The following is a 25,535-nucleotide window of genomic DNA, read 5'->3' on the forward strand; positions in this document are numbered from 1 at the left end:
TGAGGTGCTGAAGCAGGCACCGAAACATGCGAGTACCGACACGGTTACTTGATAGTGCCGACGAACTCCGGATCAGAAAAATACCGCACCTTCAGTGCGGCGACTGGCGCTTGCCCTTGGCGCAATAGAATCTCGAGACTGGAGTCGAGCCGCATCACCTCATCCGGCGTCAGCAGTTCGCGCTTCACGAGATGATCTGTCGTGGAGGTATTGGTGGACGTTTGCGAGAACATCATCGGCCCCGGCGATTGCGACTCTCCGCTGCTCGCCGTTCGGTAGGCGACGGTCCCCGAGCCCATCGACCGGGAGACCCAGCTCGCGGTCTCGACATCCCCGACGTTGAAGATCTGGATCAGCCCGGCGTTCGACAGAAACGTCCCCGCCCGCTCGCCGTAGACGCTCCGGAGCTGATGCAGGTCCTGGAGGATGGGCCAGAGTTGCAGGCCATAGCCCGCCATCAGACCGAAGGCCTGCTCCAGCGGCTCCAACCGACCCAGGGCCGCGAACTCGTCGAGCAGCAGCAGGACCGGCCGCTCGGGCCGCGCCGGGGATTGGGCCAGCGCTCCGATGGCTTGGGCGACGAGCAGACGCAGCCAGCGAGCATGGGTGCTCAACCGCTCCGGCGGCAGGACCAGGAACACCGTGCCGACCCCGGCCTTTAGATCCTCGAAGCGGAAATCCGAGTGCTCCAGCACCGCCGCCATTCGCTGGCTGTCGAGGAAGTGGGTATGGCGCTGGGCCGACGACAGCACGCCCGCCGCCTCCCGACCGCTCTTGCTCAGATGACGATTGGCGGCCCGCGCGACGAGGCCGCCGGCACACCTGGATTTCTGCATGACAGCCAGCATCTCGTCGAAGGCCTCGGGGGCACTGGTGAGCCTCTCGCGCACGGTGACGAGGTTGCGGGTGCCCGGATGTTCTGAACAGACGACATGGAGGATGATGCCGCTGATCAGCGCCTTGGCCTCCTCATTCCAGTGCGCCTCGCCAGTCTGGCCCGGCGGATCGTAAACGAGGGCATCGGCCAACAGCGCCGCGTCCTCGGCCAGCTCCAGACCGTCCGGATCGAGACCATCCAACGGATTGAAGGCGGCGGACGGCACGCCCGATGCGCCGAACGGGTCCAGCACCTCAACCGGCCCGAAGCCGAGCCGCGCCCGTTCCGTGATCCGCGCATTCTCACCCTTGGGGTCGATGCAGAGGATCGAGCGGTTTGCGGTCAGCAGATTGGGAATGATGGCGCCGACGCCCTTGCCAGAGCGGGTAGGCGCGATGGTGATCAGATGCTGCTCGCCGTCGTAGCGCAGAAGCGCACCGTTCCTGCGGTTCTCGCGCCCGACGATCAGGCCGTCGCCGCCGACCAGCGACGCCCGCACCTCGCGCTCGCTGGCCCACCGGGCCGAGCCATGCACGTCGCCGGCATCTTCGAGTCCCGCGCCCGCCGCCCGCCGTTTGAGCCAGGCGATAAGGGCGCCCGTCGATCCGGCCGCGAGTAACAGCCAGTTCTGCTCAGTTTCATTGGTGTGCCGGATCAGGATGAACGGGATGATGAAGACCAAGCCGACGATCGTGCCCATCAGGTAGCCGCCGATCAGGGTGGCAGTCAGCCCGATCCACCCAAAGACCCACCGCACCATCCCGGGCGCCCGATCAAGTCTTGTCTGGCAGCGGCGCCGCGCCGCCGCCGAGCAGATCGGGGAACAGGGCGGCGTCGTCGTCACGGGTGATGAAGCCGGGCAGTTCACGCCGCAGCCAATCGGGAAGCTGCTCTTTGGAGAAGGCGTCCTGACCCTTCTCCAGTCGGTGCAGGACCAGGGCGCCGAGCAGGATCTTGCGGCGCGTGTCCCTGGCCCGTTCCTGTTTGCCGAGCTTGGTCTGTAGCGATTTCCGCTGGGCCTCCAGTTGAGCCAGCCGCTCGGCGATTGACCGCCTCGCCATCGTCTCCTCCGTGTCGCCGCTCCTTTTCCAGAACCCAAGGTAGCACAAGAGCGCCAAGCCGTCATCGGTCAACAGCGACGCACCCCGGCGATGCAATCAGCAACGGCCGAGCAATACCCCGGTGTTCACCGCGCCATTGCGACGGACCGCCAGCCCCACCATGCTCGCCCACAGCAGGCAATCCGATTCGCACGGCGACTGATGCTGCGTTGCTGAACGGCATCTCTGGATGCTCGCTCCGCTTGCTCACAAGCGCACCCCACCGAGCGTATCGAGCGAAGTGAAGATTAGCGAAGGGCGCACTTACGAGTTGCTGCGCAACTCAGGGCTTGGTATTTTCAGATCGACGGACCCAGGTTGCAGCCTGGCCTTGCGTGATCTCGGCCCGCCAGACTGGCCGCCCTAGCGGCGGCTCCCTGGAGGTCGTCATGGCGATCTATCATCTGGCGATGAAGCCGATCAGCCGCAGCAGCGGTCGTAGCGCCGTCGCGGCTGCCGCCTATCGCGCCTCGCTGAGGCTGACGAACGAACGCGACGGCCAGACCCACGACTTCACCGCCCGTCGCGGCGTGGAGCACACCGAGATCGTGCTGCCGGACGGCGTGGACGCGGAGTGGGCGCAGGACCGCTCGAACTTGTGGAATGCGGCGGAGTTCGCAGAGACCCGCAAGGACGCGCGGGTGGCCCGCGAGGTGGAGGTGGCGCTGCCGCACGAACTGACGCCCGAGCAGCGGCTGGCGCTGACACGGGAGTTCGCTCAAGGGCTGGCCGATCGCTACGGGGTGGCGGTGGATTTTGCGATCCACAGCCCGCACGGCGACACCGACGTGCGCAACCACCACGCCCACATCCTGCTGACCACACGCAAGGTCGAACGCGAGGAGTTGGGCGAGAAGTCCGAGATGGAGCTGGAGAACAAGAAGCTGATCGCGCTCGGCCTGCCGACTTCGCACGATCAGCTTCGCGATCTTCGTCTGGATTGGGAGGACCGCGCCAACCGGCATCTGGCGCTGGCGGGTCACGACCTCCGTATCGATCATCGCTCGCATCAGGCCTGCGGTCTGGAGATCGAGCCCACCGAGCATATGGGCGTCCACGCCACCCAGATGGACCGGCGCGGCAAATCCGTGGTGCGGGCGCGTCAGGATGAACAACAGGCGCAGCGGAACGCCCGACTGATCCCCGAGAAGCCCGAACAGGCGCTGACGATCGTCACCAACGAGAAGAGCGTGTTCGACCGCAACGACGTGGCCAGGGTGATCCACCGCTACGTCGATGATCCCGACCAATTCCAGCGGGCCTTCGCCGCGGCGATGGCCTCGCCCGCCTTGGTCGAGCTTCGCCCGGAGCAACGCGATGAGTTCGGGCGCACTCTGGAGCCGGCGCGCTACTCCACCACGGAGATGATCGCCGTCGAACAGTCGATGGCCGACAGCGCCGACCGACTGGCGGACAGCCGTACGATCGGCGTCGGTAGGGCTCACACGGATCGGGCCTTGGCCGAGCGGCCGTTCCTGTCCGGGGAGCAGACGGGGGCGGTTCGTCACCTCACGGGTCCCGAACGGATCGGGGCCGTGGTCGGCATGGCGGGCGCCGGCAAGAGCACCATGCTCGGCGCGGCGCGTCAGGCGTGGGAGGCCGAAGGCTACCGGGTCATCGGCGCGGCCCTCGCCGGCAAGGCGGCCGAAGGGCTGGAGGAATCGTCGGGGATCGCCTCACGGACGCTGGCGAGCTGGGAACGGAGCTGGGAGCGGGGTCGAGACAGCCTGGATCCGCGCAGCGTGCTGGTGATCGACGAGGCCGGTATGGTGGGGAGCCGCCAGCTTTCGCGCGTCCTCGCTGAGGCGGATCGCAGTGGCGCCAAAGTGGTGCTGGTGGGCGACCCCGAGCAACTCCAGCCGATCGGGCCGGGGGCGGCCTTCCGCGCGGTGGCCGAACGCGTCGGCTTCGTCGAGCTGGGCGAAATCCGACGGCAGCGCGAAAGCTGGCAGCGGGACGCCTCCGTAGACTTCGCCCGGCACCGCACCGCCGAGGGTCTGGCGGCCTACGCCGAGCGCGGCGCCGTCCGTTTCGAGGCCAATCCCGGCGCGGCGCGGCAGGCGATCGTCGCCGACGTCATCGCCGATATGGACGCCCGGCCAGACGGGTCGCGTCTGGTTCTGGCCCATCGTCGCGTGGACGTGGCGGAGTTGAACGATGCGATCCGGGCTGCGCGGCAGGACCGGGGCGAGCTTGGTGGCGAGCAGGTCTATCGGACGACCGAAGGCGAGCGGGCCTTCGCCGCCGGGGACCGCATCCTATTCCGCGAGAACAATCGCGACCTCGGCGTGAAGAACGGCATGCTGGGCACGGTGGCGCGGGCCGAGCCCGGTCGGCTTGAGGTGCGGCTGGACACCGCCAAGGGGCCGGGTCAGGGCCGCACCGTGTCGGTGTCGATCGCTGACTACGCCGCCGTGGATCACGGCTACGCCACCACCATCCACAAGGCGCAAGGGGCGACGGTCGACCGGACCCATGTGCTCGCGTCAGGCACGATGGACCGGCATCTGACCTATGTGGCCATGACCCGTCACCGGGAGACCGCGACCCTCTATGCCGACCGGAATGAGTTCAAGGAGCAGGACGCTTTGTCGGCGCGGCTTTCGCGGACGGGGCTCAAGGAAACCACGCTGGACTATGCCGCACGGCGCGGCATCGAAGCGCCGACCCGCGCCACGGGTCACGACGCCGAATCTCGCAAACGGGGCCTGTTCGACGGGTTGACCCTGAACAAGCGCGCGGCGCCGTCGCAGTTCAGCCGCGTGGGGGGCCTGTCGTCGTCGGGGCCGGGGCGAACGGCTCCCATTCCCGCGCAGACGTTGGAGGTTTCGGTGGAGCGCTATGCGCGGGCTATGGACGATACCGAGCGGACGCGCGCCCAGAAGCTCCCCGTGCTTGAATGTCAGAAGCGCGAACTGCGCGAGGCCGGGGCGCTGCTGGATCAGACGAGGCCGGGGGCGACGCGCGACCTGCATAACGCCTTGCGTCATGAGCCCTCAACCTGGCGCGCCATGCGGGATCTTCGCGGGTCTGAACGCGGTGCCGAGCTGGCGGGCGCCATCCGCCGCGAAGCGCGGGTGCGGCATGATCCGATGTTGAAGGCCGACCGGTTGGTGAAGGATTGGAAGCGGCTGGAAACGCAGCATGACCGGCTGGACGGTTGGCGGCACAGAGGCGAACGCCAACGCGTGGAGGCGCGCATGAAAGCGATGGCGGGTACGCTGAAGCGCGATCCGCAGCTGGCATCGCTGGTGCGGTCGCGGGCGCAGGACTTGGGAATGGGCCAGAGTTCGACCCTCGGTCGGGTGATCTCGGCGCGTAGCGTGCAGCAGGCGACCCAGCAGATCGGGCGGGACTTGCATCGGGGCCTGTCGTTGTAACGAAGTCAGGAGGCGGGGATGGCGGAGGATCAGGCGGGCGACCCGGCCCAAGCGTTCGAGGACCTGCGGGCCGAGGTCTCGGTGCTGCGCCGCGCGATCGAGGGCCTTCCAGCGGCGATTCGGGAGAACCGGCCGCCTGACTACAGTCAGGATTTCGCGATACTCGGCAAGGGTCTCGACGAGATCGGCCAGTCGTTGGAGACGGTGCTGGCCTCGCCGGCGCTTAACCTCACGCCCGAGCAGCAGGGTCAAGGTATCGCGAGGGCGGGTTCCGCGCTTGTGCGGGAGGCGGCGCAGAGGCTGGATCGTGCTACGCAGGAGATGGAGCGCGAGCGGGCGCGGCTCTCCGGCCTCATCGGCCAGGCTTGGGCGCGGGATCGGCAGGTCCGTCTGCTGTGGTGGACGGGCAGCGTGGCGTTCGCGGTCGGGCTGCTGGTGTCCCCGATCCTCGCCAGTGTCCTACCGTTCGGGCTGAACGCGCGGGTGGCGGCCATGGTGATGCACGAAAATCGGTGGACGGCGGGTGGGACGTTGATGCGGATGGCCAATCCGGCTGGCTGGGATCGGGTGGTCGCGGATGCCCGGCTGGCCGACGGGAACAGGGACGCTCTCGACGCGTGCCGGGCGGCGGCGGTCGAGAGCGGGAAGACGCAGCGATGTACGGTAATGGTGGCGGCGTCGCAGGATTCGACAGCTGACCCGGCACTAGATTAGCAATTGGCCATACCTGTCACATTGGATCGTCGAAGGCGTTTGCGATCCCAAGCCAGCAAATGCGGACTCCCGACAAAACCAGCAAGCTCATATGCTCTTGTGGTCGAGCCAAACCGTGCCACCAGAGAAGCCATTGCTGGGACGCTTCGGTCTGCCGCGATGATCTTTGCGGTCAGGTGGCCGTGTCGCTCTCTGAGCGCGGTCAGGGCGGCTATCACGTCCGCGTCGCTCGTGCGCTTCGATTGCATCGAACGAAGCTGCTTGTCAGTGTAGCTATATCCAATGAGCCTGTAGGCCTCATGGATCGAGCCGAAGCGCTTGCGGAACACGTTGAAGGTTGGGAGAAAACAGCAACCTTCGATAAGCGCCGCCGACAACACCCCCTTCTCCTGCGAAAGCCGCCGCAGGCCCTCAAGCAGTTCCTCGTTCGTGTATTTCCGCCTTCTCGTTGAGGCCAGCCGGTCAGATGCCTTCCTGAAGACGCTTTCACTAACCAGGGGCTTCATCACCTTGATGCGACCCCACTCGGCATGAGGCACTAGTGTGCGCGGTCCGCCTACCTGACCCCGTGATTGATTGAACACGGAGAGCCCGAGGGCAACTTCATTACGAAGAACGACGTCCACCTGCATCCCGGTCCACAGAATTCCTCTCGGGGGCTTTATGCCTTGCTGATTCAGCCTCGTGGCAATCTGCGAACGTCGCATGCTCTTGTGAGTGAACAGTCTAAAGACCTCCCGGATCGTAGCGACCTCTTCGGCAGGGCCATGAACCATCTTAACAACATCGGTTGAACGCTGCTTCCGGCGTCCGCCTGTCAGCACTTCAAGCGCATTTCCACCATCGTCAAAAGCCTGGTGACGGACTCCATATGCTGCTGGCCCGCCCTTCACGCCCCCCGCGACAACCGTCCTACGGATGGCTGTCTTGAGACGCTCCGACAGTTCCCTGCTGTACTCGCCAGCCATCACTCGCTTGAGATGCTTGACGATGTTCGCAACGGTCGATCCATCGTTGGTGAACGCTTCCGCGCAGTAGTGAATGTTTACGCCCGCCTGGTCGCACAAGAATTCATAGTGAGCGCCTTCGTCGGGGTTCTGAAACCGTCCCAAACGGCTGACGTCCCTGATGAGGACCGTTTTGTAAGGCGGTGAGCCGGTGAGGATGTCCGACAGGAGCCTTTTCAAACCATCGCGCCCCTTCACAGTAAGGCCGCTTTTCCCCGCATCTTCGTATGAGGCTACGATTTGGTATCCGTTCGCCTCGGCATAGGCTGCCACCGTCCCTCCTTGGTTTTCCAATGAGTACCGCTGGTGGTCCGTGGACATCCTCAGATACTGCGCTGCTGGAATGAGAGGCTTTGGGATAATTGATTTCATCGCGGTGGTTAGAACTGTAAGTGTGAATATAGAGGCCCAGCAATCTCGGTCTCGGTCTCGGCTCGGCCGATCCCAAATGGTGCAGCGGAGCAAGCCGCTCACCGATCCCAGCGCTCCGCCCCCTGAGTCGCGTAGACCCCCGGAGCACCTTTCAGAAGGTTCGCTCGTGGCTACGGCCCGGCGAGGGCAATCCCGCTACAGATGTTTCCAACGTCACCTTGGATTGCTGTTCGCGTCGTCCGGTAGCTTCTCGCGCCAACGGCTGCTTCGTCGGTCATGACTGGTCCGAATTCGATCCAGACAAACCGGAACTACTCTCGCTCACCATTTTTAGTCGCACCCCTGGGCCGACTTCGCTCGCGTCATCTGCATGAAGGAAGATGACGCCTGCCGTCTCCAGAGCACGCCGCACGCCTTCGACATTGGCGGCCGAACTGCGACCTGGGCCCAGTGCGCTTTCCATTCGCCGGATTGTTTGAAGCGAGACACCAGCCGCTTTAGCCAGTTCAGCTCCATTCCATCCCAAGAGAGCGCGCGCCGCACGGATTTGGGCAGGCATTATCATCGATTGTCACTTTTAGTGCCGGTCATGGTATTTTTGGATTGCTCTCGACGGAGTGTTTTGGTACTAAAAGACTAACACAGAGAGAAAGGCAGAGTCATGGGCTCGCGTCGAAAGACGGGCGTCGAGGACGCGCGCCTGCCTGAGATTTCCAGGCGCGCGCTCATCGCTGGAACATCGGTGGCCGCTTTTGGGGCGGTCAGTCCTGCCTCCGCCTCGGCTAATCTGGCACCCATCGCGGTGGTCGCCTCAACTGAGGCGGTCAGACACTGCAAGAACTGGCTGGCTATCGACGCCCAGATAGGCCGGCTCCAGACCCGCTGGGCCAAACTGGAGGGCTGGCTGATCAGGGAGCATTCCTGGTGCAATCTTAGCCGCGCCGAACAGCAAGCCTTGCCGTGGTCCAAGGAGCTTCAAGACATAGACGGCATCCTGGACACGTTGTTCGACAAGCGTGAGCGTCTGTTGGAGGCCATTCCGGATTCCGCATCGGCGAGCTTCGAGGCAATCATCGCAAGGCTCGCTGTTCTGGAGCGTCTAATTTGGCCCGAGGACCACCCCGAAGCCCACGCCATGATTGCGAGATCGCGGCAAGATCTCATCGCGCTGTCGGCGGATCCCCATCACGGCGTGTTCGGCGCGTAGACCGCAAACGGAAGAGACCAGCCACGGCTTCGATGGGAGGACAGGCGGATGACAGCATCAAAACCTCGGCCAAGACGCCGACGTGCACGAAGCTCTGCGGATGTCATCGAAGTCGCAATCCTGCGACTGCCCACAAGGCTGCGCGACGTGTTCGTTCTCCATCGTTTCGGGGGGATGACCTACGACGAGATCGGATTGCATCTTGGAATACCCCCGGAAGCCGTGAAGGCGGTGTTTGCCGCCGCGATGGTGCGGCTCGCACGAGCGGTCAGGACCGCCGAGCGTGACGAGGCGCTGGAACTCGCGCGACTGAAAAAACGAGACCCAGCAGCAGGGCGATCCGCGCCGAAGCGCGGCGGGCTTTAGGCTTCGCCTGAGCTTCCGGCTGGGCCGGTGATCTCAGCCCATCCGGGTTGCAATCCCTATCGCGAAGAGCTCGGGGCGTTGCCCCTGGCGCACTTCGGAGAGGCTTCCGCCCAGCTTCTCTCGCGGTGCTCGTTGCAGCCGGGTCCCCGCGAAGTCTCCCGCTCCGTTTGCTCCCCCAGTCTCGCCGACGGGCAAGGGTTCAGTACGAACCCAAACCCCAGAGGCGGATATGAAGAAGGACTATTCAATCACACGGACACACTGGAACGGCATCGAGATCGAAATCACGTGGAACGCCGACTATCTGGTCTATGACGACAGAACCCACATGGCCCATCTGGAAGTGGTGAGCGTGTCGCCCGAGCGGGCCCCGTTGCCGATCACCGAGACGGGTTACAGGTCGCACTTCACGCCCAAGGCGGCGATGGACGGTTACGACAGTGCGGAAGCCTTTGTGGAAGCGTGGCTGGATCATGAATCACGGTCGCCGGAATGGAAGGCCTTCGATCAGGAGACAAGGCAGCTATCGCTGTTCTAAGCGAGCAGGGCGTTCACGCGGCGGCGTGGACGTCCGCCATCACCATCTGTCCTTGGGCTGGCGGGCTTTGCGCGTCTTGGGCGCAGAGAGGGCTACGGCGGCCTTCGACTGACGCGTTGTAAGGCTCGTTCACTGATACGAACAAGCGGCCCAAATCATTGGACGCCGCCGCCGACTCCAGCCATCTTTTGCTGCCCGCGTGAAGAATTATCTACACGAAATCTGCACGGCGTTTATTACTCAGAAAATCACTTTATTTTTCAGATAATTATACCAGAGTAGGAATGCTATCTTTCTCCCCAAGGGAGAAGGTGGCCCGAAGGGCCGGATGAGGGTTCCGCCGGTGGGCCAGTTCGCACCACCGTAGCCCTCACCCTATCGCGCCAGAACGACGGCTTCGCCGCCGTGCGCTCAAGCCCTCTCCCGCCGGGAAGGGGAAGCTGTCACCCCGCCGCCTTCACCGCCGCCGAAACCTCGGACACCACCCGTTTGACCAAGGCGGCGTCGTCGCCCTCCGCCATGACGCGGATCAGCTTCTCGGTGCCCGACGGGCGGACCAGCAGACGTCCCTGGCCGTTCAGGCTCGCTTCGGCCTCGGCGATGGCCGTCTTGACTGTGTTGCTCTCCAGCGGCTTGCCGGCGGTGTAACGGACATTCTCCAGACGCTGCGGCACCGGGTCGAACTGGCGGGCCAGTTCGCTCATCGGTTTGCCGGATTCAACCAGAACGGTCAGCACCTGCAGCGCCGCCATCAGGCCGTCGCCGGTGGTGGCGTGGTCGTGCAGGATGATGTGGCCCGACTGTTCGCCGCCGATGTTGAAGCCGCCTTCGCGCATCCGCTCCATCACATAGCGGTCGCCGACCTTGGTCCGCTCCAGCGTCAGGCCCTCGGCCTTCAGACGGCGCTCCAGCCCCAGGTTGGACATGACGGTGGCCACCACGCCGCCGCCGGTCAGCAGGCCGCGTTTCGCCCAGTCCAGCCCGACCAGGGCCATGATCTGGTCCCCGTCCACCACCTGGCCCTTTTCGTCGCAGATGATCAGCCGGTCGGCGTCGCCGTCCAGGGCGATGCCGATGTCGGCGCGGTAGCGTTTGACCGCCTCGACCAGGGTCGCAGGATGGGTTGAGCCGCATTCGGCGTTGATATTGGTCCCGTTCGGGGTCACGCCGACGGGGAAGACCTCGGCGCCCAGTTCGAACAGGGTGGTGGGGGCGACCTTGTAGCCGGCGCCGTTGGCGCAATCGACGGCGATCCGCAGCCCCTGCAGGCTCAGCCGCTTGGGGAAGGCCTGTTTGGCGATCTCGATATAGCGAGCCTGGGCGTCGTCGATGCGTTTGACTCGGCCCAGCTTGTTCGACGGCGCCAGACCCTGGTCCAGGCCATCGTCCATCAGGGCCTCGATCTTCAGCTCGATCTCGTCCGACAGCTTGTAGCCGTCCGGTCCGAACAGCTTGATCCCGTTGTCGGCGTAGTCGTTGTGCGAGGCCGAGATCATCACGCCCAGGTCGGCGCGCATAGACCGGGTCAGCATGGCCACGCCCGGCGTCGGCACCGGCCCGAAGGTCCGCACGTCCATGCCCACCGAGGCGAATCCGGCGACCAGGGCGGGCTCGATCGTATAGCCCGACAGACGGGTGTCCTTGCCGATCACCACCAGATGACGCCGGTCGTCGCTGGTGCGGAACAGCTTGCCGGCGGCCAGACCGACCCGCAGCGCGACCTCGGCCGTCATCGGATAGGTATTGGCGCGCCCGCGAATGCCGTCGGTGCCGAAATATTTTCTGTCGCCCACGGGCTGGTCCTTCGTCTGGCGGTTCCCGAACAGGAAACCTTCCGAAACCCCTTTTTAGGTGCGGTCCGTCCTAAGATTGCATAGACGGCCGGTGGGGCTTGATGCGTGGCTTAGCCCCGGATCGCCGTCTGTGCAAAGCGGCGCCCTTCTGTTTTCCCTCGTCCTCGGAGTTCCTGCGCATGTGCGGCATCATCGGCGTCACCGGCAATGGACCCGTCGTCCCTCGGCTGATCGACAGTCTGAAGCGGCTGGAATACCGCGGCTATGACTCGGCCGGGGTCGCCGCCATGGTGGACGGCGCCGTCGAACGCCGCCGCGCCCAGGGCAAGATTCGCAATCTGGAAGCCGTCCTGGCCGAACAGCCGCTGGCGGCCTCGGTCGGTATCGGTCACACTCGTTGGGCCACCCACGGCGCCCCGACCACGGCCAACGCCCACCCGCACAAGGCCGGGCGCGTCACCCTGGTCCACAACGGCATCATCGAGAATTTCGCCGAGCTGAAGGCCGAACTGGCCGCCGAAGGCCATGTCTTTGAAAGTCAGACCGACACCGAGGTCATCGCCCATTTGCTGGACGCGGAGCTGAACACCGGCCGGGCGCCACTGGAGGCCTTCAAGGTCACGCTGGACCGGCTGACCGGGGCCTATGCCCTGGCCGTGCTGATCGACGGCCAGGGCGACCTGATCCTGGGCGCCCGTCGCGGCAGTCCGCTGGTCGTCGGCTGGGGCGAGGACGAGATGTATCTGGGCTCGGACGCCCTCGCCGTCGGCCCCTTCACCCAGAAGATCAGTTATCTGGAAGAAGGCGACTATGTCGCCGTGACCCGCAGCGGCGCCCAGATGTTCGACGTGACCGGCTCCCCGGTTGAACGGGCGGTGGTCCAGGTCTCGGCCTCTTCGGCGATGGTCGAGAAGGGCGAATATCGCCACTTCATGGAAAAGGAGATCCATGAACAGCCCGACAGCGTCCAACACACCCTGTCGGAGTATCTGGACCTGGTGACAGGGACGGCCAAGTCTCAGGCCGTGGACTTCGCCGCGATCGACCGAATCCAGATCGTGGCCTGCGGCACCGCCTTCTACGCCGGCCAGATCGCCCGTTACGCCTTCGAGAAACTGGCGGGCCTGCCCTGCGACGTCGAGATCGCGTCCGAGTTCCGTTATCGCTCGCCGGCGGTGTCGCCAAAGACCCTGGCGGTCGCCGTCAGCCAGTCGGGCGAGACGGCCGACACCCTGGCCAGCCTGACCTGGTGCAAGGCCCAGGGGCTCAGGACGGCGGCGGTGGTCAATGTCCATTCCTCGTCCATGGCGCGCGAGGCCGAGGTGCTGTGGCCCACCCATGCCGGACCGGAAATCGGCGTCGCCTCGACCAAGGCCTTCACCGCACAGGTCGCGGCCCTGCTGGCCCTGGCCGTGGCGGCCGGGGTGGCGCGCGGCCGGATCGACGCCGCGACCGAGGGCGAACTGGTCAAGGCCCTGTTCGAAAGCCCGCGCCTGATCGCCGACGCCCTGCGCATGGGCGACAGCATCCGCGCCGTCGTTCAGGATCTGGCCAAGGCCGACGATGTCCTGTTCCTGGGCCGGGGCGCCATGTTCCCTCTCGCCATGGAAGGGGCGCTGAAGCTCAAGGAGATCAGCTATATCCACGCCGAGGGTTACGCCGCCGGCGAGCTGAAGCACGGTCCCATCGCCCTGATCGACGAGGAGACCCCGACCATCGCCCTGGCTCCGCTGGACGATGTGTTCGAAAAGACCGCCTCGAACCTGCAGGAGGTCGCCGCCCGCGGCGGCCCGGTCATCATGATCACGCCGGAAAGAGCTCCGGATCTGCACGGCGCCGGCATCCGCCGCATCCACGCCCCGGACTGCCACCCCCTGATCGCGCCCCTGGTCTATGCCGTGCCGGTCCAGCTGTTGGCCTATTACACCGCCGTCCAGAAAGGCACCGACGTCGATCAGCCCCGCAACCTGGCCAAGTCCGTCACGGTGGAGTGAGGGGCCTGTTCGCCGACCGAGCCCGCCGCCGCCCTTTGCAGGGCGGCCACGTCGGACAGCAGGATGGACGCCCGTCGCACCCGGATCGCCCCGGTCGCCTGAAGCTCGCCGGCTGCAGTCGAGATGCCGGCCCGGCGCACGGCCAGAAGATCGGCGATGTCGCTCTGGCGCAATGTGACCTCGGTCGCGCCGCCGAGAGCGTGGATGTCGAGCAGGAGGCCGGCCAGGCGTTCCGTCACCCGGCCATGCGCGTGACGCGTCACCTCGGCCTGGGCTGTTTCCATCCGACGGCGCAGGTCCGCCAGGGCGGTCTCGATCAGGGTGTCGCGATCGATCGCCTCGATGAGGCGGTCGGCTGAAATCACGACCTGTCGACCGCGCGTCAGCCACAGAGCGCTCTCGTCCGGTCCCGTTCCCAATGCGGCGTCGAAGTTCAGCAGGTCGCCGGGACCGACGAGGCCGAGGCAGACGGGATCCCCCGCTCCCTGCCGCGCCGCCACGCCTTCCAGAACCAGGGTCACAAGCGATCGACCCGACTGCAAGGACTGGCTGCGGGCGCCGGGAAAGACGGGGGCTTCGCCCGGTTCCATCCCATGGATCGCCAGTTGGGAGAGGAGTGCGCGCGCGAGATTCGGTCGGAGCATGGGCCGATCAATCGCGAAGCGGAGCCGCGCGCGATAACATGGGTTAAACCTTCACACCGGCTCGTTCTGAAGCCGCAGATAGGTGGCGTCGAATTCCGCGATCTCGGCCAGCCGGTGCCAGTTCAGAATTTCCACCTGTCCGCCGCTCCAACTGACCACCCCCTCGCCGCGAAGCTCGGTGACGAGACGGCTGACGTGAACGGTCGAAAGGCCCAGGGCGTCGCCCAGGGTCGCCTGGGTGAGGGGCAGGTTGAACCGCATTCCGTCCGCCTTTCCGCTGGCCTGGCCGACAGCCTGAAGGCGCAGATAGAGTTCGCACACCAGATGGGCTAGGTGGCCCAGGCCGCTGCGACGCCCCATGGCCACCAGCCACTGGCGATGGATGGCGGCGTCGATGATGGTGTCCAGCCATAGAAGCCGCGTCAGGTGCGGATGGCGCTCGGTCAAGCGGATCAGCTTGGCGTGGGGAGCGGAGGCGACGACGCAGTCGGTCAGGGCCACGACCCCGTGGTCCATCTGTTTCATCAGCAGACTGTGCAGGTCGATGAAATCGCCCGGCACATTGAGCTCCGTGATCTGGCGCGCGCCGTCCGCCAGACTGCTGTAGCGGGCCGAGAAGCCGGAGATCAGAAGCGTGCTGTGCAGGGGATGGGAATGTTCCTTGACGATGTCCGCGCCGCTGCGAATCTCGCGCGGCGGATCGAGCACATCCTTCAGGGCCTCGATCTCATCCGGCGCGACCTGATCGCGCAGCGAGAGTTTCTCGACCAGAGTGGTGATCCTGGAGGGGGGCGAGACGGTGGTCATTCACCGGTCTCCTGCAAGGTCCAACCTTCCGGCGCCGCGTCCGAGGCCCTGGCGGTGACGCTGACCACCGTACGGCCGTCGGCATCGGTCACGATCACGCTAAACGACGCCGTTTCCCAAAAAGCCGCGCCGCGATAGCGCAGAATCTCCCCAAGGACGGTGACCGCTTCTTCGCGGGCGGCTTCGACATCGGGCAGATCCTCGCCCTGATCATCGCGAATACAGTCGCCGTTTTCGGTGTGGAAATAGAAGTGCGGCAATCGGGCCTCCAGCAGCAGGTCTGCAGGAAGCGGTTGTCAGGTCGATTGGTTCAGATCACGCTGCATGATCGAGGACAAAGGCCAGATCCTGGCTGCGCCACATGACGAGATAACCGTCATCGTAAAGCGGGGTAGGAAAGTCGTAAGGCCAGATCTGGAGATTCAGAGGTCTGGACGATCCCGCCACATTTTCCGGAAGTTCGATGTTTGGAACCGGATCGCTATTGGACGTGATCATTACATAGTCCGCGCCGGAGCGGACCATGTTCGCTACCGCGCTCCACACATCTCGCTCCAGCAGATGGTTCACCAGGTCCTTGGAGAAGATGAGGTCGGCGCGGGCTGGAATTTCGTGCGTGATGTCGAGGGCGTGGAAGGCGTAGCCTGGAAAGGCCCGTCGATTGGCGGCGATCAGGGCGTCGACGATGTCGTACCCGATATAGTCGATCTTCGGATTTTCCTTGAGGAACGACGGCATCCAGTTGAAATCGCCACAAGGCAGGTCGGCGATGGATTGAATGTTGTGGACGCTGACGACCTGCGCCAGGGCGATAAGCGCTTGCCGAACGGAGCCCGAATCCAATGTTGACCCGGGACCCGACGCGGACTCCGACGATTTCCAGGTCTTGCCGCGATAGACGTGGGTAAAGCGAGCTTTCAGGTTCCGATGCGCCTTTGGCCGCTTGCCTATGCCTAGCAGCTTTCGAGTACGGCTGCGTAGGCGCTTCAAAAATAGAGTCATGCTTGTGCTTGCCAAGGTTGAAATCGGCTGGCGGGCTTCAGATTTCCTGGTTGAAGGCGCCGATCTCGGGATAGGCGGCCAGGCGCGGTTTGATTTCCTTGCGGAACAGATCGCGCATGTCGTCCTCGGAACGCATGCTCTCGACCACCACCACCAGTTCGGGCTTGTTGGACGAGGCGCGGACGAGCACCCAGGAGCCGTCCTCCAGGTGTACCCGCACGCCGTTAACGGTGATGGCTTCGAGGATCTTGCGCCCCAGGACTTCGCCGCCGGAGGCCGCGAGGTCCGAGTATTCCTTCACGATCCGCTCCAGCACCCCGTACTTCAGCTCGTCGTCGCAATGGGGCGACATGGTCAGGCTGGTCCAGGCGTCGGGCAGGGCCGCCTTCAATTCGGAGAGCGTCTTGCCCGGATTGCGGTCCAGCATGGCCAGGACCGCGCCGGCCGCGACCAAGCCGTCATCGTACCCATGCCCCAGGTCGCCGGCCATGAAGAAGTGACCCGACTTCTCGAACCCGGCCAGGGCGCCCAGTTCGGCGGTCTTGCGCTTGATGTAGGAATGGCCGGTCTTCCAATAGACCACCTCGGCGCCGTTGGCCTTGAGGATCTCGTCGGTCTTGTAGAGGCCGGTCGACTTCACATCGACCACGAAGGTGCTGTCCGGATAGACCTTCGACAGGTCGCGGGCCAGCATCAGGCCGATCTTGTCGGCGAAGATCTCCTCGCCCGTATCGTCCACCACGCCGCAACGGTCGCCATCGCCGTCGAAGCCCAGGGCTAGGTCGGCGCCCGTCTCGCGCACCCGCTGGGCCATCTGCACCAGCATGGCGTGATCTTCCGGGTTCGGATTGTACTTGGGGAAATTGTAGTCGAGGTCGGTGTCCATCTCGATCACCTCGACGCCCATCCGACGCAGGGCGTCCGGAGCGAAGGCGCCGGCCGTGCCGTTGCCGCAGGCGCATACCACCTTCAGCGGGCGTTTGATCTGCACCTTGGAGGCGACATCGGCCACATAGGTCTCGCGGAAGTCCTCGACCCGGACCAACTTGCCGCCCGGTCGGGCCAGGCCCTCGCCGTTCAGCACGATCTGTTTCAGCCGGCCCATCTCCTCGGGCCCGAAGGTCAGGGGCTTGTTCGCTCCCATCTTGACCCCGGTCCAGCCATTCTCGTTGTGGCTGGCGGTGACCATGGCCACGCAGGGCGCGTCCAGTTCGAACTGACCGAAATAAGCCATGGGCGAGAGGGCCAGGCCGACGTCCAGCACCTCCATCCCGCCTTCCAGCAGGCCCAGGATCAGGGCCTGTTTGACGCTGAGGCTGTAGCCGCGGAAGTCATGGCCGGTGACGATCCTGGGCGCGACGCCGATCTCGTGGACATAGGTGGCCAGGCCCAGGCCCAGGGCCTGGATGCCGAGGAGATTGATCTCTTTTTCCAGAATCCAGCGGGCGTCGTACTCACGAAACCCGGTCGGTTTCACGAAGGCCAGATTCTCATAGTCCGCCGTATTCGGCGTCAAATCCTGCCGTGGCTTGAGCATTCTGCGTGTTCAGGCCGCCGCGCGCTTGCGAATGCGAGCGATGCGGCGCAGGCGGCGCCAGAAGCGGCCGCGTTCCGGTTCGGGATAGGGCTGCAGATTCTCGACGAACTGATCCGCTGAGGCGCGCCAGCTGAACTTTTCCGCATAGGCGCGGACGACCTTGCGGTCGAGTTCGAGGCATTTCAGGCAGGCGGTCTTCAGGTCCTCGTCGATCGCGCCGGCGTTCGAGCCGGGGATGATGTCGATGGGGCCATGGGCCGGATAGGCGGCGACGGGGGTTCCGGCGGCCATGGCCTCCAGGATCACCAGGCCGAAGGTGTCGGTCCAGCTGGGGAAGACGAAGACGTCGGCGTCGCGGAAACAGCGAGCCAATTCGTCGCCGAACCGTGCGCCCAGGAACTTGGCCTCGGGATATTTTTCCTGAAGCTCCGCGCGGGCCGGGCCGTCCCCGACGATGATCTTGGTGCCCGGCAGGTCCAGTTCGAGGAAGGCCTCGATGTTCTTTTCCACCGCAACCCGGCCGACATTCAGGAAGAAGGGCCGGGGCCAGTCTTTTCCCCCCATCTGGTCGTAGATGCGCTCCAGATCGGGGTGAAACATCTCGGTGTCCACGCCACGCGACCAAGGGGAGACGTTCTTGAACCCATGCTCGACCAGCTCGTCACGCAGGGTCGGGGTCGCCACCATCAGCCGGCCCGACGGCTTGTGGAACCATTTCATATAGGCGTAGCCGACCTGAACCGGGATCGGGAACCGGGCCGAGACGTATTCGGGGAATTTTGTATGGTAGCTGGTCGTGAACGGCAGCTTCCATTCCACGCAGATGCGGCGCGTGGCGATGCCGATCGGACCCTCGGTGGCGATATGCACGGCCTCGGGCTCGAACGCCCGCAGCATCTCGCGAATCTCTTCCTCCGCGCCCAGGGCCAGCCGGATTTCCGGATAGGTGGGGCAGGGGATGGTCTTGAACAGGCTGGGTTCGATGACCTCGACCTCGTGACCCATGCCGCGGCATTCCGCGACGGTGCGGGTCAGGGTGCGGACGACGCCGTTGACCTGAGGTTCCCAGGCGTCGGTGGCCAGAACGATGCGCATGGAGGCGGGCGGACCCTGAGCCGTTGAGTAAGGGCGGAACTTCTAGACGGTTCGGATGACGAAGGCGAGACGGTCGTGGGTGTTTGAGTAAGGGAAACCCCTATGAAAGGCGAAGGGCCGGGATCCGGTCCGGCTCCAGCGCGACGAGGGTCTCTCTCGTCTGAACATGGGCGGCCATGATGTGATGAAGGGAGCTGGCCGGAGCGGGCTCGTCGATGAATTTGCCCCCCTCCAGCATCTTGTCATGCCAGAGGCCCTGCGGCGTCAGATAGCGCCATAGCGCCCTCTGGGCTCTGGCCGCCTGTTCGAGGCAAAGGGCGCGCCGGCCGTCATCGCTGAGCGAGGCCAGGATGAGGGAGGCCTTCAACCATTCTGTCTGGGGCCAAAGGCGCGCGCGTGGGCTTCTTACGCCGCCGTCGATGTTCATGGCGTCGATGGCGATGCCGCGTTTGAGATCGACGCCCTTGAGGCCCGCTTCATAGAGCCGCCAGGCGTCGGCCAGGACGGCCGGGTCTGCGCGTTTTCGGCCGTACCGCGCCATCAGCCAGGCCCATTCGAACTGGTGTCCCGGTTCCACCAGCCGCCCATCGTCGCCCGAAGCGGGGGTCCAATCCTGCTGGAAGAATTCACGCAAGCAACCGGTGTCCGGGTCGATGAAGCGGGCGCGCGCCAAGGTGACGATGCGGTCGGCGAGCGCGGCCCAGGCCTGGTCTCCGCCGGTGTCTTCCCAGGCAAGCGCCGCTTCCAGAAGATGCATATGGGCGTTGGACTGATAGGGATGGCCGCCGTGTTCCGTCAGTCCCCCCTGGCTGTCTGCACGTTCCAGCAGAAGGTCGCGCACCGCTGCGGCTTCGACCTCGAGTTCCGGCGCGTGGGTCGCATCGGCGACACAGGCCAGGGCGAAGATCAGGAAGGCCTGATCGTAGACCGTCGCGGTTTCGTCGAGGGGCGAACCGTCCGCCGCCAGCAGGGCTCGCATCTGGCCGTCGGGTCGAAGATAGACGGCCCGCAGACGATCCAGGCCTGTGGCGACCACCGCCTTCCAGGGACCTCGCCAGCCTTGGCGCCCCGCTTCGGCATAGACCTGCAGCTGTCGCGCCTGGACCCGAGCCCGCCGGGATGTGGCGACGTGACGTCCGTCCAGGGCGACCACCTCTTCGAAACCGCCCGCCGAATCCTGACCCAGGCTGGACCAGACAGGAAGAGCAGCCTGCCGGAGCCAGGTCGTCAGCCGTGCAGCGCCAGCGTCGAGGGTTTCCGGAGCATTGGCGCGGGGGAAGTCGAGATGCTGAGGCGACAGCTTGCGCAGCCGCTCCACCACCTTCTTGACGTCCTGGCTTTTGCGAAGGTCGGTCACCAGCACTGCATCGCGTTCGACGATAATGCCGATGTCCTTGAGGCCGATTGCCGCGACCATCACGCCGTCGCAGGCTCGAACCAGGCAGCCTTCCGAGTCTTCCAGGATGTGCAAGCCGACGCTGCCTTCGCCCGACGCATGAACCGAATCCCAGGCGCCGAGATCCGACCATTCGAAACGGACCGGCAGAACCGAGGCGCGGTTTGTCTTCTCCATAACGGCATAGTCGATGGAAATCTTGGGAGCTGAGTTGAAGCCGGACCCAAGCAGGACACAGGGACCGTCGATCTCGGCCTGATCCAGTGCGGTACGGACCGCTTCTCCAACGGCGGGGGCCCTATCCAGGATCTCGCGAACGAGCACATCGGCGCCGACGATGAAATTGCCGCTGTTCCAGAGATAGCCTTCGGAAATGTATCGTTGGGCGGTCGCTTGATCCGGCTTTTCGACGAAGGCGGAGACCTCCGACAGGGCTGGGCCCGAGGGGGCTATATAGCCATAGGCCGACGAGGGCTCTGTCGGAACCACGCCCAGGGTGACGATCCGCCCCGCCTCGGCGGCGGAAACAGCCTCTTTCACCGACCGGCGAAACGCTTCGTCATCAGGGATGTGGTGGTCCGACGCTACGAACAGATTGACGGCGTCGGGCGCGCGGCGGCTGGTCCAGAGTGCGGCGACGGCCATGGCCGCCGCCGAGTCCCGTCCTTCCGGTTCAAGCAGGACGACGGCGGTCACCCCTATTTCGTCAAGCTGGTTCAGGATGACCGCAAGGTGGGCGCTGCCGCCGACCACGATGAGTTCGCCCCCTCCGTGGATCAGGGCGTTCACGCGCGCAACAGACTGTTGGAACAACGAACGATTTCCAGCCAGCGGGATGAATTGTTTGGGAAGCGAAGGCCGGGACGCCGGCCAGAGACGGCTTCCTGAACCACCGCACATGATAACCGGATAGAGGGTAGCCATTATCGACGCCGTGAACGATCAAGGGTTCTGCCTATTAGGCGCGACGCGCGGCCTCGTCACCTCATTTGCCCGACCGGAAGTTGCGGTCTGACTCCTGAAACAAGCACCTCAATTCTACAACGGCAGCACCGTCGTCGACTTCACCTCCTCCAGCACCGCATAGGTCCGGGTCTCGCGCACCCCCGGCATCCGCACCAGGACGTCGCCGAGGAAGGCGCGATAGGCGTCCATGTCGCCGACCCGGGCCTTGATCAGATAGTCGAAGCCGCCGGCGACCATATGGCATTCCAGCACCTCGGGCTGGCTACGGACGGCGGCGGCGAAGGCTTCGAAGACGTCGCCTGTGGTGCGGTCCAGCAGCACTTCCACAAAAATCAGCAGGTCGCGGCCGACCTTGGCCGGGTCGATCATGGCGGCGTAGCCGGTGATGATCTTCTTTTCACGCAGACGCCGGACCCGTTCGAAACAGGCGGCGGGCGACAGGTTGCACTGTCGCGCCAGTTCGGCGTTGGAAAGCCGGCCGTCGGTCTGGAGCACACGCAGGATGCGGCGGTCGACGGGGTCTATATCGATCATCGGAAATCGGGCTCCTGCGCCGAACGATCTTCGGGATAGCCTCGTATCATACGAAGCACCTTCAATGAACTCCGGCCTATACGGCGGAAATCCACAGGATTTTGTCGCCATGACTTCGCCCGTCTTCACGCCCTCGAGCCTGGCCGCCTGGGATGGTCTGGACGCGCACAAGTTCCGCGACGAGCGCGAGGCCGTCGCCGCCAACCTGGCGCGGACGCCGCTGGACGCGGCCGAGCGCGCCGCCGTTGTCGCCGAAGCCACAGCCCTGGTCGAACACGCTCGCCGCAGCCAGAAGAAACAGGGGGTGGTCGAAAGTTTCCTGCAGCAGTTCTCGCTGGGCACCCGCGAGGGTCTGGCCCTGATGTGCTTGGCCGAGGCCCTGCTGCGCGTGCCGGACGAGGAGACGCGCGACCGTTTGATCGCCGAAAAGATCGGCTCGGCCGACTGGGCCTCGCATCTGGGCCAGTCCGACAGCCTGTTCGTCAACGCCTCGACCTGGGGCCTGATGCTGACCGGCAAACTGGTGGACGTGGACGACGAGGCGCGCAGCGATCTACCCGGCTTCCTGAAGCGGATCGCCGGTCGTCTGGGCGAGCCGGTCATCCGTCAGGCCGTGGCCACCGCCGTCAAGATCATGGGCGAGCAGTTCGTCGTCGGCCGCACGATCCAGGGCGCGCTGAAGCGGTCGAACAAGGAAGGCTGGCTGTGCAGCTTCGACATGCTGGGCGAGGGCGCCCGCACCGTCGCCGACGCCGACCGCTACGAGAAAATCTACGCCGACGCCATCGAGGCGGTCGGCAAGACCTCGAAGGGCCAGGGTCCCGAGCACGGCCACGGCGTGTCGGTGAAACTGTCGGCCCTGTCGCCCCGCTATGAGGCGACGCATGAGGACGACGTCTGGGCGGCCCTGTATCCCCGCATCCTGCGCCTGGCCCAGATCGCGGCCAAATACGACATCAACTATACGATGGACGCCGAGGAGGCGGACCGTCTGGCCCTGTCGCTGAAACTGCTGGACCGGCTGGCGCACGAACCCAGCCTGGGCGGCTGGACCGGCCTGGGCCTGGCGGTTCAGGCTTATCAGAAGCGCGGGCTGGAGACGATCGAGCGGGTCGCCGACCTAGCCCGTCGCTCGGGCCGCCGTCTGATGGTGCGCCTGGTCAAGGGCGCCTATTGGGACACCGAGATCAAGCGCGCCCAGGTGTTCGGCCGCACCGACTACCCCGTCTATACGACCAAGGCGGCGACCGACCTGAACTACCTCGTCTGCGCACGCGCCATGATCGAGGCGGCGCCGGCGATCTACAGCCAGTTCGCCAGCCACAACGCCCACACCCTGGCGGCCGTGCGGCGCATGGCCCGCGACCGGGGCGTGGCGGTCGAACACCAGCGCCTGCACGGCATGGGCGAGGCGCTCTACGACGCGGCGCGCGAGGCCTGGGCGGATGAGACCGTGATCGTCCGCGCCTACGCCCCTGTCGGCGGGCACGAGGAGCTGCTGCCCTATCTGGTGCGGCGCCTGCTCGAAAACGGCGCCAACTCCTCCTTCGTCCACGCCCTGCTGGACGAGCGCGTGCCCGCCTCGGCCGTCGCGGCCGATCCCATCTCCCTGGTCGAGCAGGCGCCCGACCGTCACCCCAAGATTCCGGTTCCGAAAGACATGTACGGCGATCGTCAGAACTCCCTCGGCCGCGATTATTCCCAGGCCGCCGACCGCGACCGCCACGCCGGGGCGCTGGAGCTTGTCGATCGCGAGACGCTGACCTCCGGCCCGATCATCGGCGGCAAGCTGCGCGCCGGGATCGACGCCCAGGCCGTGACCAATCCGTTCGACCGGTCCCTGGTGCTGGGCCATGCCTCGGAAGCCGAGGCGGCCGACATCGACGCCGCCGTCGAAGCCGCCGCAAACGCCCAGGTCACATGGGACCGTCAGGGCGGCGCCAAACGCGCCGTGACCTTACGCGCCATGGCCGATGCGCTGGAGGCCGATCTGGACCGCCTGGTCGCCCTGCTCAGCCGCGAGGCGGGCAAGACCCTGAACGACGGCGTCGCCGAGGTGCGCGAGGCCGCCGACTTTTGCCGCTACTACGCCCTGTTGGCCGAACGCGACTTCACCGCGCCCGAGATGCTGAAGGGCCCCACGGGCGAGACCAACCAGTTGATCCTGCATGGACGCGGCGTCTTTGCCTGCATCAGCCCGTGGAACTTCCCCCTGGCCATCTTCACCGGCCAGATCGCCGCCGCCCTGGCCGCCGGCAACGCCGTCCTGGCCAAGCCCGCCGAACAGACGCCGCTGATCGCCGCCGAGGCCGTGCGCCTGTACCACAAGGCCGGGCTGAACCCGGCTCTGCTGGCCCTGGTCCCCGGGCGCGGCGAGACGGTCGGCGCGGCCTTGGTCACGCATCCGGGCGTCGACGGCGTCGCCTTTACCGGCGGCACCGACACGGCTGCCGCGATCAACCGCGCCATCGCCGCCCGCCCCGGCGCCATCATCCCCTTCATCGCCGAGACCGGCGGCCTGAACGGCATGTTCATCGACACCACGGCGCTGAAGGAACAGGTCATCGACGACGTGATCCAGTCCGCCTTCGGCTCGGCCGGCCAGCGCTGCTCGGCCCTGCGCGTTCTCTATGTGCCCCAGGACTCGGCCGACGCCCTGATCGAGGGCCTGAAGGGCGCGCTGGCCGTCCAGACCGTCGGCGACCCCGCCGATCCCAAGACCGACATCGGCCCCGTCATCGATCCGGAATCCCGCCGCGCCCTGGAAGCCCACGTCGAACGCCTGTCCAAGGAAGCCAGGATCATCGCCCGCGCCGACCTGCCGCTGGGCGCGGAAAAGGGCGACCTGTTCGCCCCGACCCTCGCCGAGATCCCCACGCCCGACTTCCTGGAACGCGAGGTCTTCGGCCCCATCCTGCACATCTATCGCTACGCTCCCTCCGACCTGAAGTCGGTCGCCGGCAAGCTCGCCGCGCGCGGCTACGGCCTGACCCTGGGCGTCCACAGCCGTATCGAAGCCTTCGCCGCCGAAGTGATCGACCTGGTCCCCGCCGGCAACGTCTACGTCAACCGCTCGATCACCGGCGCCGTGGTCGGGGTGCAACCTTTCGGCGGGGAAGGACTTTCAGGCACCGGCCCCAAGGCGGGGGGACCCAACAGCCTGATCCGCTATGCGGCGGAGAAGACGATTAGCGTGAATATCGCGGCCCAGGGGGGGGATCCGGCGCTGTTGAATTTGTAGGGCGCCGCTTAGCACCCATGGGCGGATAAGGATCGCGCTGTGGCTGGCGTCCGCAGAAGCGCTTTCACCGACGCCGGTTTTGAGCCATAGAGCAACAAGTCTTCACATGTTCGGTGTTTCGTCGGCCACTCCCCTGATCCATATTCGATCCACGAACTTAAATCTGGTGCGATGATCCCCGTTTTTTTTAAGCTACACGGCCGGGTTGTTGGCGCCTTGCTGATGAGGGAGATGGCGACGCGCTTCGGCCGAGAAGGCCTGGGCTTTGCGTGGCTTGTCGCTGAACCTCTAGTTTTTTGTCTTGGCGTTATTTTCCTTTGGGCGCTGACCAAGCCGACATTCAATTCTGAGCACGGCATTCAACTCGCGCCTTTCGTGATGAGCGGCTACATGTGCCTGATCCTGATCAGGCACCTCATCAGCCTGCTCACGCCAGCGATCCAGGCAAATATGGGATTGCTCTACCATCGCCTTGTCACCCCGATGCACATCCTTATAGCGCGGATGCTGCTTGAAATCGGCGGCGCGACAATCGCCTTCGTAGTGCTCTATTTGGCGCTTCTGGCGATCGGGCAGGTAGGACCGCCACACAACATACTGCTCCTGTATGCCGGTTGGGGGACAGTCGCTTTTTCGGGCGCGGGTTTTGCCTTGATTATGACTGGCCTGGTCATGCGGTTCGAGGCGATGGAGCGTGTCGTGGGGCTGATTAGCTATCTCATGATCCCCGTTTCCGGGGCATTCTTCATGGTGTCTTGGCTGCCGCATTCCTTTCAAAAAATCGTCATGCTGGTCCCGTTTGTCCATGGAACCGAAGCGATACGCGCCGCTATATTCGGCGAGTTTGTGGAGACTCACTACAGCTTTAGCTACGCTATAGCTGTGGGAGCGATCCTAAATGTCGTGGGGTTACTGTTAATCTTCAGTTCACTCGACCGCATCGATGTCGAGTGATTCAGCACAAC

The 25,535-nt window shown here is 65.1% G+C and carries 21 protein-coding genes; 8 read left to right on the forward strand and 13 right to left on the reverse strand.

Going from position 1 to position 25,535, the window contains the following annotated elements:
* Window positions 1-44 precede the first annotated feature (44 nt).
* Together GGR11_RS12280 and GGR11_RS12285 are read right to left on the reverse strand one after the other, a co-directional pair.
* On the reverse strand, window positions 45-1,637 hold the full coding sequence (locus tag GGR11_RS12280) for a type IV secretory system conjugative DNA transfer family protein (RefSeq protein ID WP_183197392.1): 1,593 nt from the start codon (window positions 1,635-1,637) through the stop codon (window positions 45-47).
* A 13-nt stretch (window positions 1,638-1,650) separates the two neighbouring features.
* Window positions 1,651-1,938: a mobilization protein gene (locus tag GGR11_RS12285; protein WP_183197394.1), complete on the reverse strand. Its 288-nt coding sequence runs from the start codon at window positions 1,936-1,938 to the stop codon at window positions 1,651-1,653.
* Window positions 1,939-2,366: 428 nt separating this feature from the next.
* Here GGR11_RS12285 and traA point away from each other — a divergent pair, with 428 nt between their 5' ends.
* A complete protein-coding gene (traA, locus tag GGR11_RS12290) occupies window positions 2,367-5,357 on the forward strand; it encodes a Ti-type conjugative transfer relaxase TraA (protein ID WP_183197397.1) in 2,991 nt (996 codons plus the stop codon).
* 18 nt (window positions 5,358-5,375) lie between these two features.
* Window positions 5,376-6,071, forward strand: coding sequence for a DUF6118 family protein (locus GGR11_RS12295; RefSeq protein ID WP_183197399.1), 696 nt, complete (start codon window positions 5,376-5,378; stop codon window positions 6,069-6,071).
* Here the strand turns inward: GGR11_RS12295 and GGR11_RS12300 are convergent.
* Both GGR11_RS12300 and GGR11_RS12305 read right to left on the reverse strand, forming a co-directional pair.
* Window positions 6,068-7,450 (reverse strand): recombinase family protein, encoded by a 1,383-nt coding sequence (locus GGR11_RS12300; protein ID WP_281380222.1) that lies wholly within the window; start codon window positions 7,448-7,450, stop codon window positions 6,068-6,070. The genes GGR11_RS12295 and GGR11_RS12300 overlap by 4 nt on opposite strands.
* A 274-nt stretch (window positions 7,451-7,724) precedes the next feature.
* Window positions 7,725-8,015 (reverse strand): helix-turn-helix domain-containing protein, encoded by a 291-nt coding sequence (locus GGR11_RS12305; RefSeq protein ID WP_183197402.1) that lies wholly within the window; start codon window positions 8,013-8,015, stop codon window positions 7,725-7,727.
* Between the two features lie 96 nt (window positions 8,016-8,111).
* On the opposite strand from GGR11_RS12305, the gene GGR11_RS12310 reads away from it, so the two are divergent.
* The 3 genes from GGR11_RS12310 (at window position 8,112) to GGR11_RS12320 (ending at window position 9,561) form a co-directional block, all read left to right on the forward strand.
* Entirely contained in the window at window positions 8,112-8,657 is a 546-nt protein-coding gene (locus GGR11_RS12310) for a helicase (protein ID WP_183197404.1), read from the forward strand.
* A gap of 48 nt (window positions 8,658-8,705) precedes the next feature.
* The gene (locus GGR11_RS12315) at window positions 8,706-9,023 is read left to right on the forward strand and encodes an RNA polymerase sigma factor (RefSeq protein WP_246331789.1); all 318 of its coding nucleotides are present in this window, start codon (window positions 8,706-8,708) and stop codon (window positions 9,021-9,023) included.
* A gap of 229 nt (window positions 9,024-9,252) precedes the next feature.
* A complete protein-coding gene (locus GGR11_RS12320) occupies window positions 9,253-9,561 on the forward strand; it encodes a hypothetical protein (protein WP_183197408.1) in 309 nt (102 codons plus the stop codon).
* Between the two features lie 443 nt (window positions 9,562-10,004).
* On the opposite strand, the gene glmM is transcribed toward GGR11_RS12320, so the two are convergent.
* Window positions 10,005-11,354 carry a phosphoglucosamine mutase gene (gene glmM, locus GGR11_RS12325; RefSeq protein ID WP_183197409.1) on the reverse strand — a complete coding sequence of 450 codons (1,350 nt, stop codon included), beginning with the start codon at window positions 11,352-11,354 and terminating at the stop codon, window positions 10,005-10,007.
* A 179-nt stretch (window positions 11,355-11,533) separates the two neighbouring features.
* Here glmM and glmS point away from each other — a divergent pair, with 179 nt between their 5' ends.
* A complete protein-coding gene (glmS, locus tag GGR11_RS12330; protein ID WP_183197411.1) occupies window positions 11,534-13,348 on the forward strand; it encodes a glutamine--fructose-6-phosphate transaminase (isomerizing) in 1,815 nt (604 codons plus the stop codon).
* Here glmS and GGR11_RS12335 read toward each other — a convergent pair.
* The 8 genes from GGR11_RS12335 to GGR11_RS12370 form a co-directional block, all read right to left on the reverse strand.
* Window positions 13,309-13,992 carry a Crp/Fnr family transcriptional regulator gene (locus GGR11_RS12335; RefSeq protein WP_183197413.1) on the reverse strand — a complete coding sequence of 228 codons (684 nt, stop codon included), beginning with the start codon at window positions 13,990-13,992 and terminating at the stop codon, window positions 13,309-13,311. The two genes, glmS and GGR11_RS12335, sit on opposite strands and share 40 nt — an antisense overlap.
* Window positions 13,993-14,043: 51 nt before the next feature.
* Window positions 14,044-14,799 carry a Crp/Fnr family transcriptional regulator gene (locus GGR11_RS12340; protein WP_183197416.1) on the reverse strand — a complete coding sequence of 252 codons (756 nt, stop codon included), beginning with the start codon at window positions 14,797-14,799 and terminating at the stop codon, window positions 14,044-14,046.
* Window positions 14,796-15,059 carry a DUF6894 family protein gene (locus GGR11_RS12345; RefSeq protein ID WP_008263959.1) on the reverse strand — a complete coding sequence of 88 codons (264 nt, stop codon included), beginning with the start codon at window positions 15,057-15,059 and terminating at the stop codon, window positions 14,796-14,798. The genes GGR11_RS12340 and GGR11_RS12345 overlap by 4 nt, the downstream gene beginning before the upstream one ends.
* A gap of 55 nt (window positions 15,060-15,114) precedes the next feature.
* Complete coding sequence (locus tag GGR11_RS12350; RefSeq protein WP_183197418.1) at window positions 15,115-15,801, reverse strand: class I SAM-dependent methyltransferase; 687 nt, start codon at window positions 15,799-15,801, stop codon at window positions 15,115-15,117.
* A gap of 37 nt (window positions 15,802-15,838) precedes the next feature.
* Window positions 15,839-17,338, reverse strand: coding sequence for a phosphomannomutase/phosphoglucomutase (locus GGR11_RS12355; protein ID WP_183197420.1), 1,500 nt, complete (start codon window positions 17,336-17,338; stop codon window positions 15,839-15,841).
* A gap of 9 nt (window positions 17,339-17,347) precedes the next feature.
* Window positions 17,348-18,433 carry a glycosyltransferase family 4 protein gene (locus GGR11_RS12360; RefSeq protein WP_035305868.1) on the reverse strand — a complete coding sequence of 362 codons (1,086 nt, stop codon included), beginning with the start codon at window positions 18,431-18,433 and terminating at the stop codon, window positions 17,348-17,350.
* Between the two features lie 100 nt (window positions 18,434-18,533).
* Window positions 18,534-20,753 carry an AGE family epimerase/isomerase gene (locus GGR11_RS12365; RefSeq protein ID WP_246331791.1) on the reverse strand — a complete coding sequence of 740 codons (2,220 nt, stop codon included), beginning with the start codon at window positions 20,751-20,753 and terminating at the stop codon, window positions 18,534-18,536.
* Between the two features lie 114 nt (window positions 20,754-20,867).
* Window positions 20,868-21,329, reverse strand: a complete 462-nt coding sequence (locus GGR11_RS12370) for an Lrp/AsnC ligand binding domain-containing protein (RefSeq protein ID WP_183197422.1) — start codon at window positions 21,327-21,329, stop codon at window positions 20,868-20,870.
* Between the two features lie 109 nt (window positions 21,330-21,438).
* On the opposite strand from GGR11_RS12370, the gene putA reads away from it, so the two are divergent.
* Window positions 21,439-24,570, forward strand: a complete 3,132-nt coding sequence (gene putA, locus GGR11_RS12375; protein WP_183197424.1) for a bifunctional proline dehydrogenase/L-glutamate gamma-semialdehyde dehydrogenase PutA — start codon at window positions 21,439-21,441, stop codon at window positions 24,568-24,570.
* 171 nt (window positions 24,571-24,741) lie between these two features.
* Complete coding sequence (locus GGR11_RS12380) at window positions 24,742-25,524, forward strand: ABC transporter permease (RefSeq protein WP_281380223.1); 783 nt, start codon at window positions 24,742-24,744, stop codon at window positions 25,522-25,524.
* Window positions 25,525-25,535: the final 11 nt, after the last annotated feature.

It is taken from the genome of Brevundimonas mediterranea, assembly GCF_014196125.1.
Lineage (GTDB): Bacteria > Pseudomonadota > Alphaproteobacteria > Caulobacterales > Caulobacteraceae > Brevundimonas > Brevundimonas mediterranea.

Bases quoted from the DNA above. Each gene is read 5' to 3' on its own strand.
- GGR11_RS12280 (WP_183197392.1), bottom strand. From the start codon at position 1,637: ATGGTGCGGTGGGTCTTTGGGTGGATCGGGCTGACTGCCACCCTGATC.
- GGR11_RS12285 (WP_183197394.1), bottom strand. From the start codon at position 1,938: ATGGCGAGGCGGTCAATCGCCGAGCGGCTGGCTCAACTGGAGGCCCAG.
- traA (WP_183197397.1), top strand. From the start codon at position 2,367: ATGGCGATCTATCATCTGGCGATGAAGCCGATCAGCCGCAGCAGCGGT.
- GGR11_RS12295 (WP_183197399.1), top strand. From the start codon at position 5,376: ATGGCGGAGGATCAGGCGGGCGACCCGGCCCAAGCGTTCGAGGACCTG.
- GGR11_RS12300 (WP_281380222.1), bottom strand. From the start codon at position 7,450: ATGAAATCAATTATCCCAAAGCCTCTCATTCCAGCAGCGCAGTATCTG.
- GGR11_RS12305 (WP_183197402.1), bottom strand. From the start codon at position 8,015: ATGATAATGCCTGCCCAAATCCGTGCGGCGCGCGCTCTCTTGGGATGG.
- GGR11_RS12310 (WP_183197404.1), top strand. From the start codon at position 8,112: ATGGGCTCGCGTCGAAAGACGGGCGTCGAGGACGCGCGCCTGCCTGAG.
- GGR11_RS12315 (WP_246331789.1), top strand. From the start codon at position 8,706: ATGACAGCATCAAAACCTCGGCCAAGACGCCGACGTGCACGAAGCTCT.
- GGR11_RS12320 (WP_183197408.1), top strand. From the start codon at position 9,253: ATGAAGAAGGACTATTCAATCACACGGACACACTGGAACGGCATCGAG.
- glmS (WP_183197411.1), top strand. From the start codon at position 11,534: ATGTGCGGCATCATCGGCGTCACCGGCAATGGACCCGTCGTCCCTCGG.
- GGR11_RS12335 (WP_183197413.1), bottom strand. From the start codon at position 13,992: ATGCTCCGACCGAATCTCGCGCGCGCACTCCTCTCCCAACTGGCGATC.
- GGR11_RS12340 (WP_183197416.1), bottom strand. From the start codon at position 14,799: ATGACCACCGTCTCGCCCCCCTCCAGGATCACCACTCTGGTCGAGAAA.
- GGR11_RS12350 (WP_183197418.1), bottom strand. From the start codon at position 15,801: ATGACTCTATTTTTGAAGCGCCTACGCAGCCGTACTCGAAAGCTGCTA.
- GGR11_RS12355 (WP_183197420.1), bottom strand. From the start codon at position 17,338: ATGCTCAAGCCACGGCAGGATTTGACGCCGAATACGGCGGACTATGAG.
- GGR11_RS12360 (WP_035305868.1), bottom strand. From the start codon at position 18,433: ATGCGCATCGTTCTGGCCACCGACGCCTGGGAACCTCAGGTCAACGGC.
- GGR11_RS12365 (WP_246331791.1), bottom strand. From the start codon at position 20,753: ATGGCTACCCTCTATCCGGTTATCATGTGCGGTGGTTCAGGAAGCCGT.
- GGR11_RS12370 (WP_183197422.1), bottom strand. From the start codon at position 21,329: ATGATCGATATAGACCCCGTCGACCGCCGCATCCTGCGTGTGCTCCAG.
- putA (WP_183197424.1), top strand. From the start codon at position 21,439: ATGACTTCGCCCGTCTTCACGCCCTCGAGCCTGGCCGCCTGGGATGGT.
- GGR11_RS12380 (WP_281380223.1), top strand. From the start codon at position 24,742: ATGATCCCCGTTTTTTTTAAGCTACACGGCCGGGTTGTTGGCGCCTTG.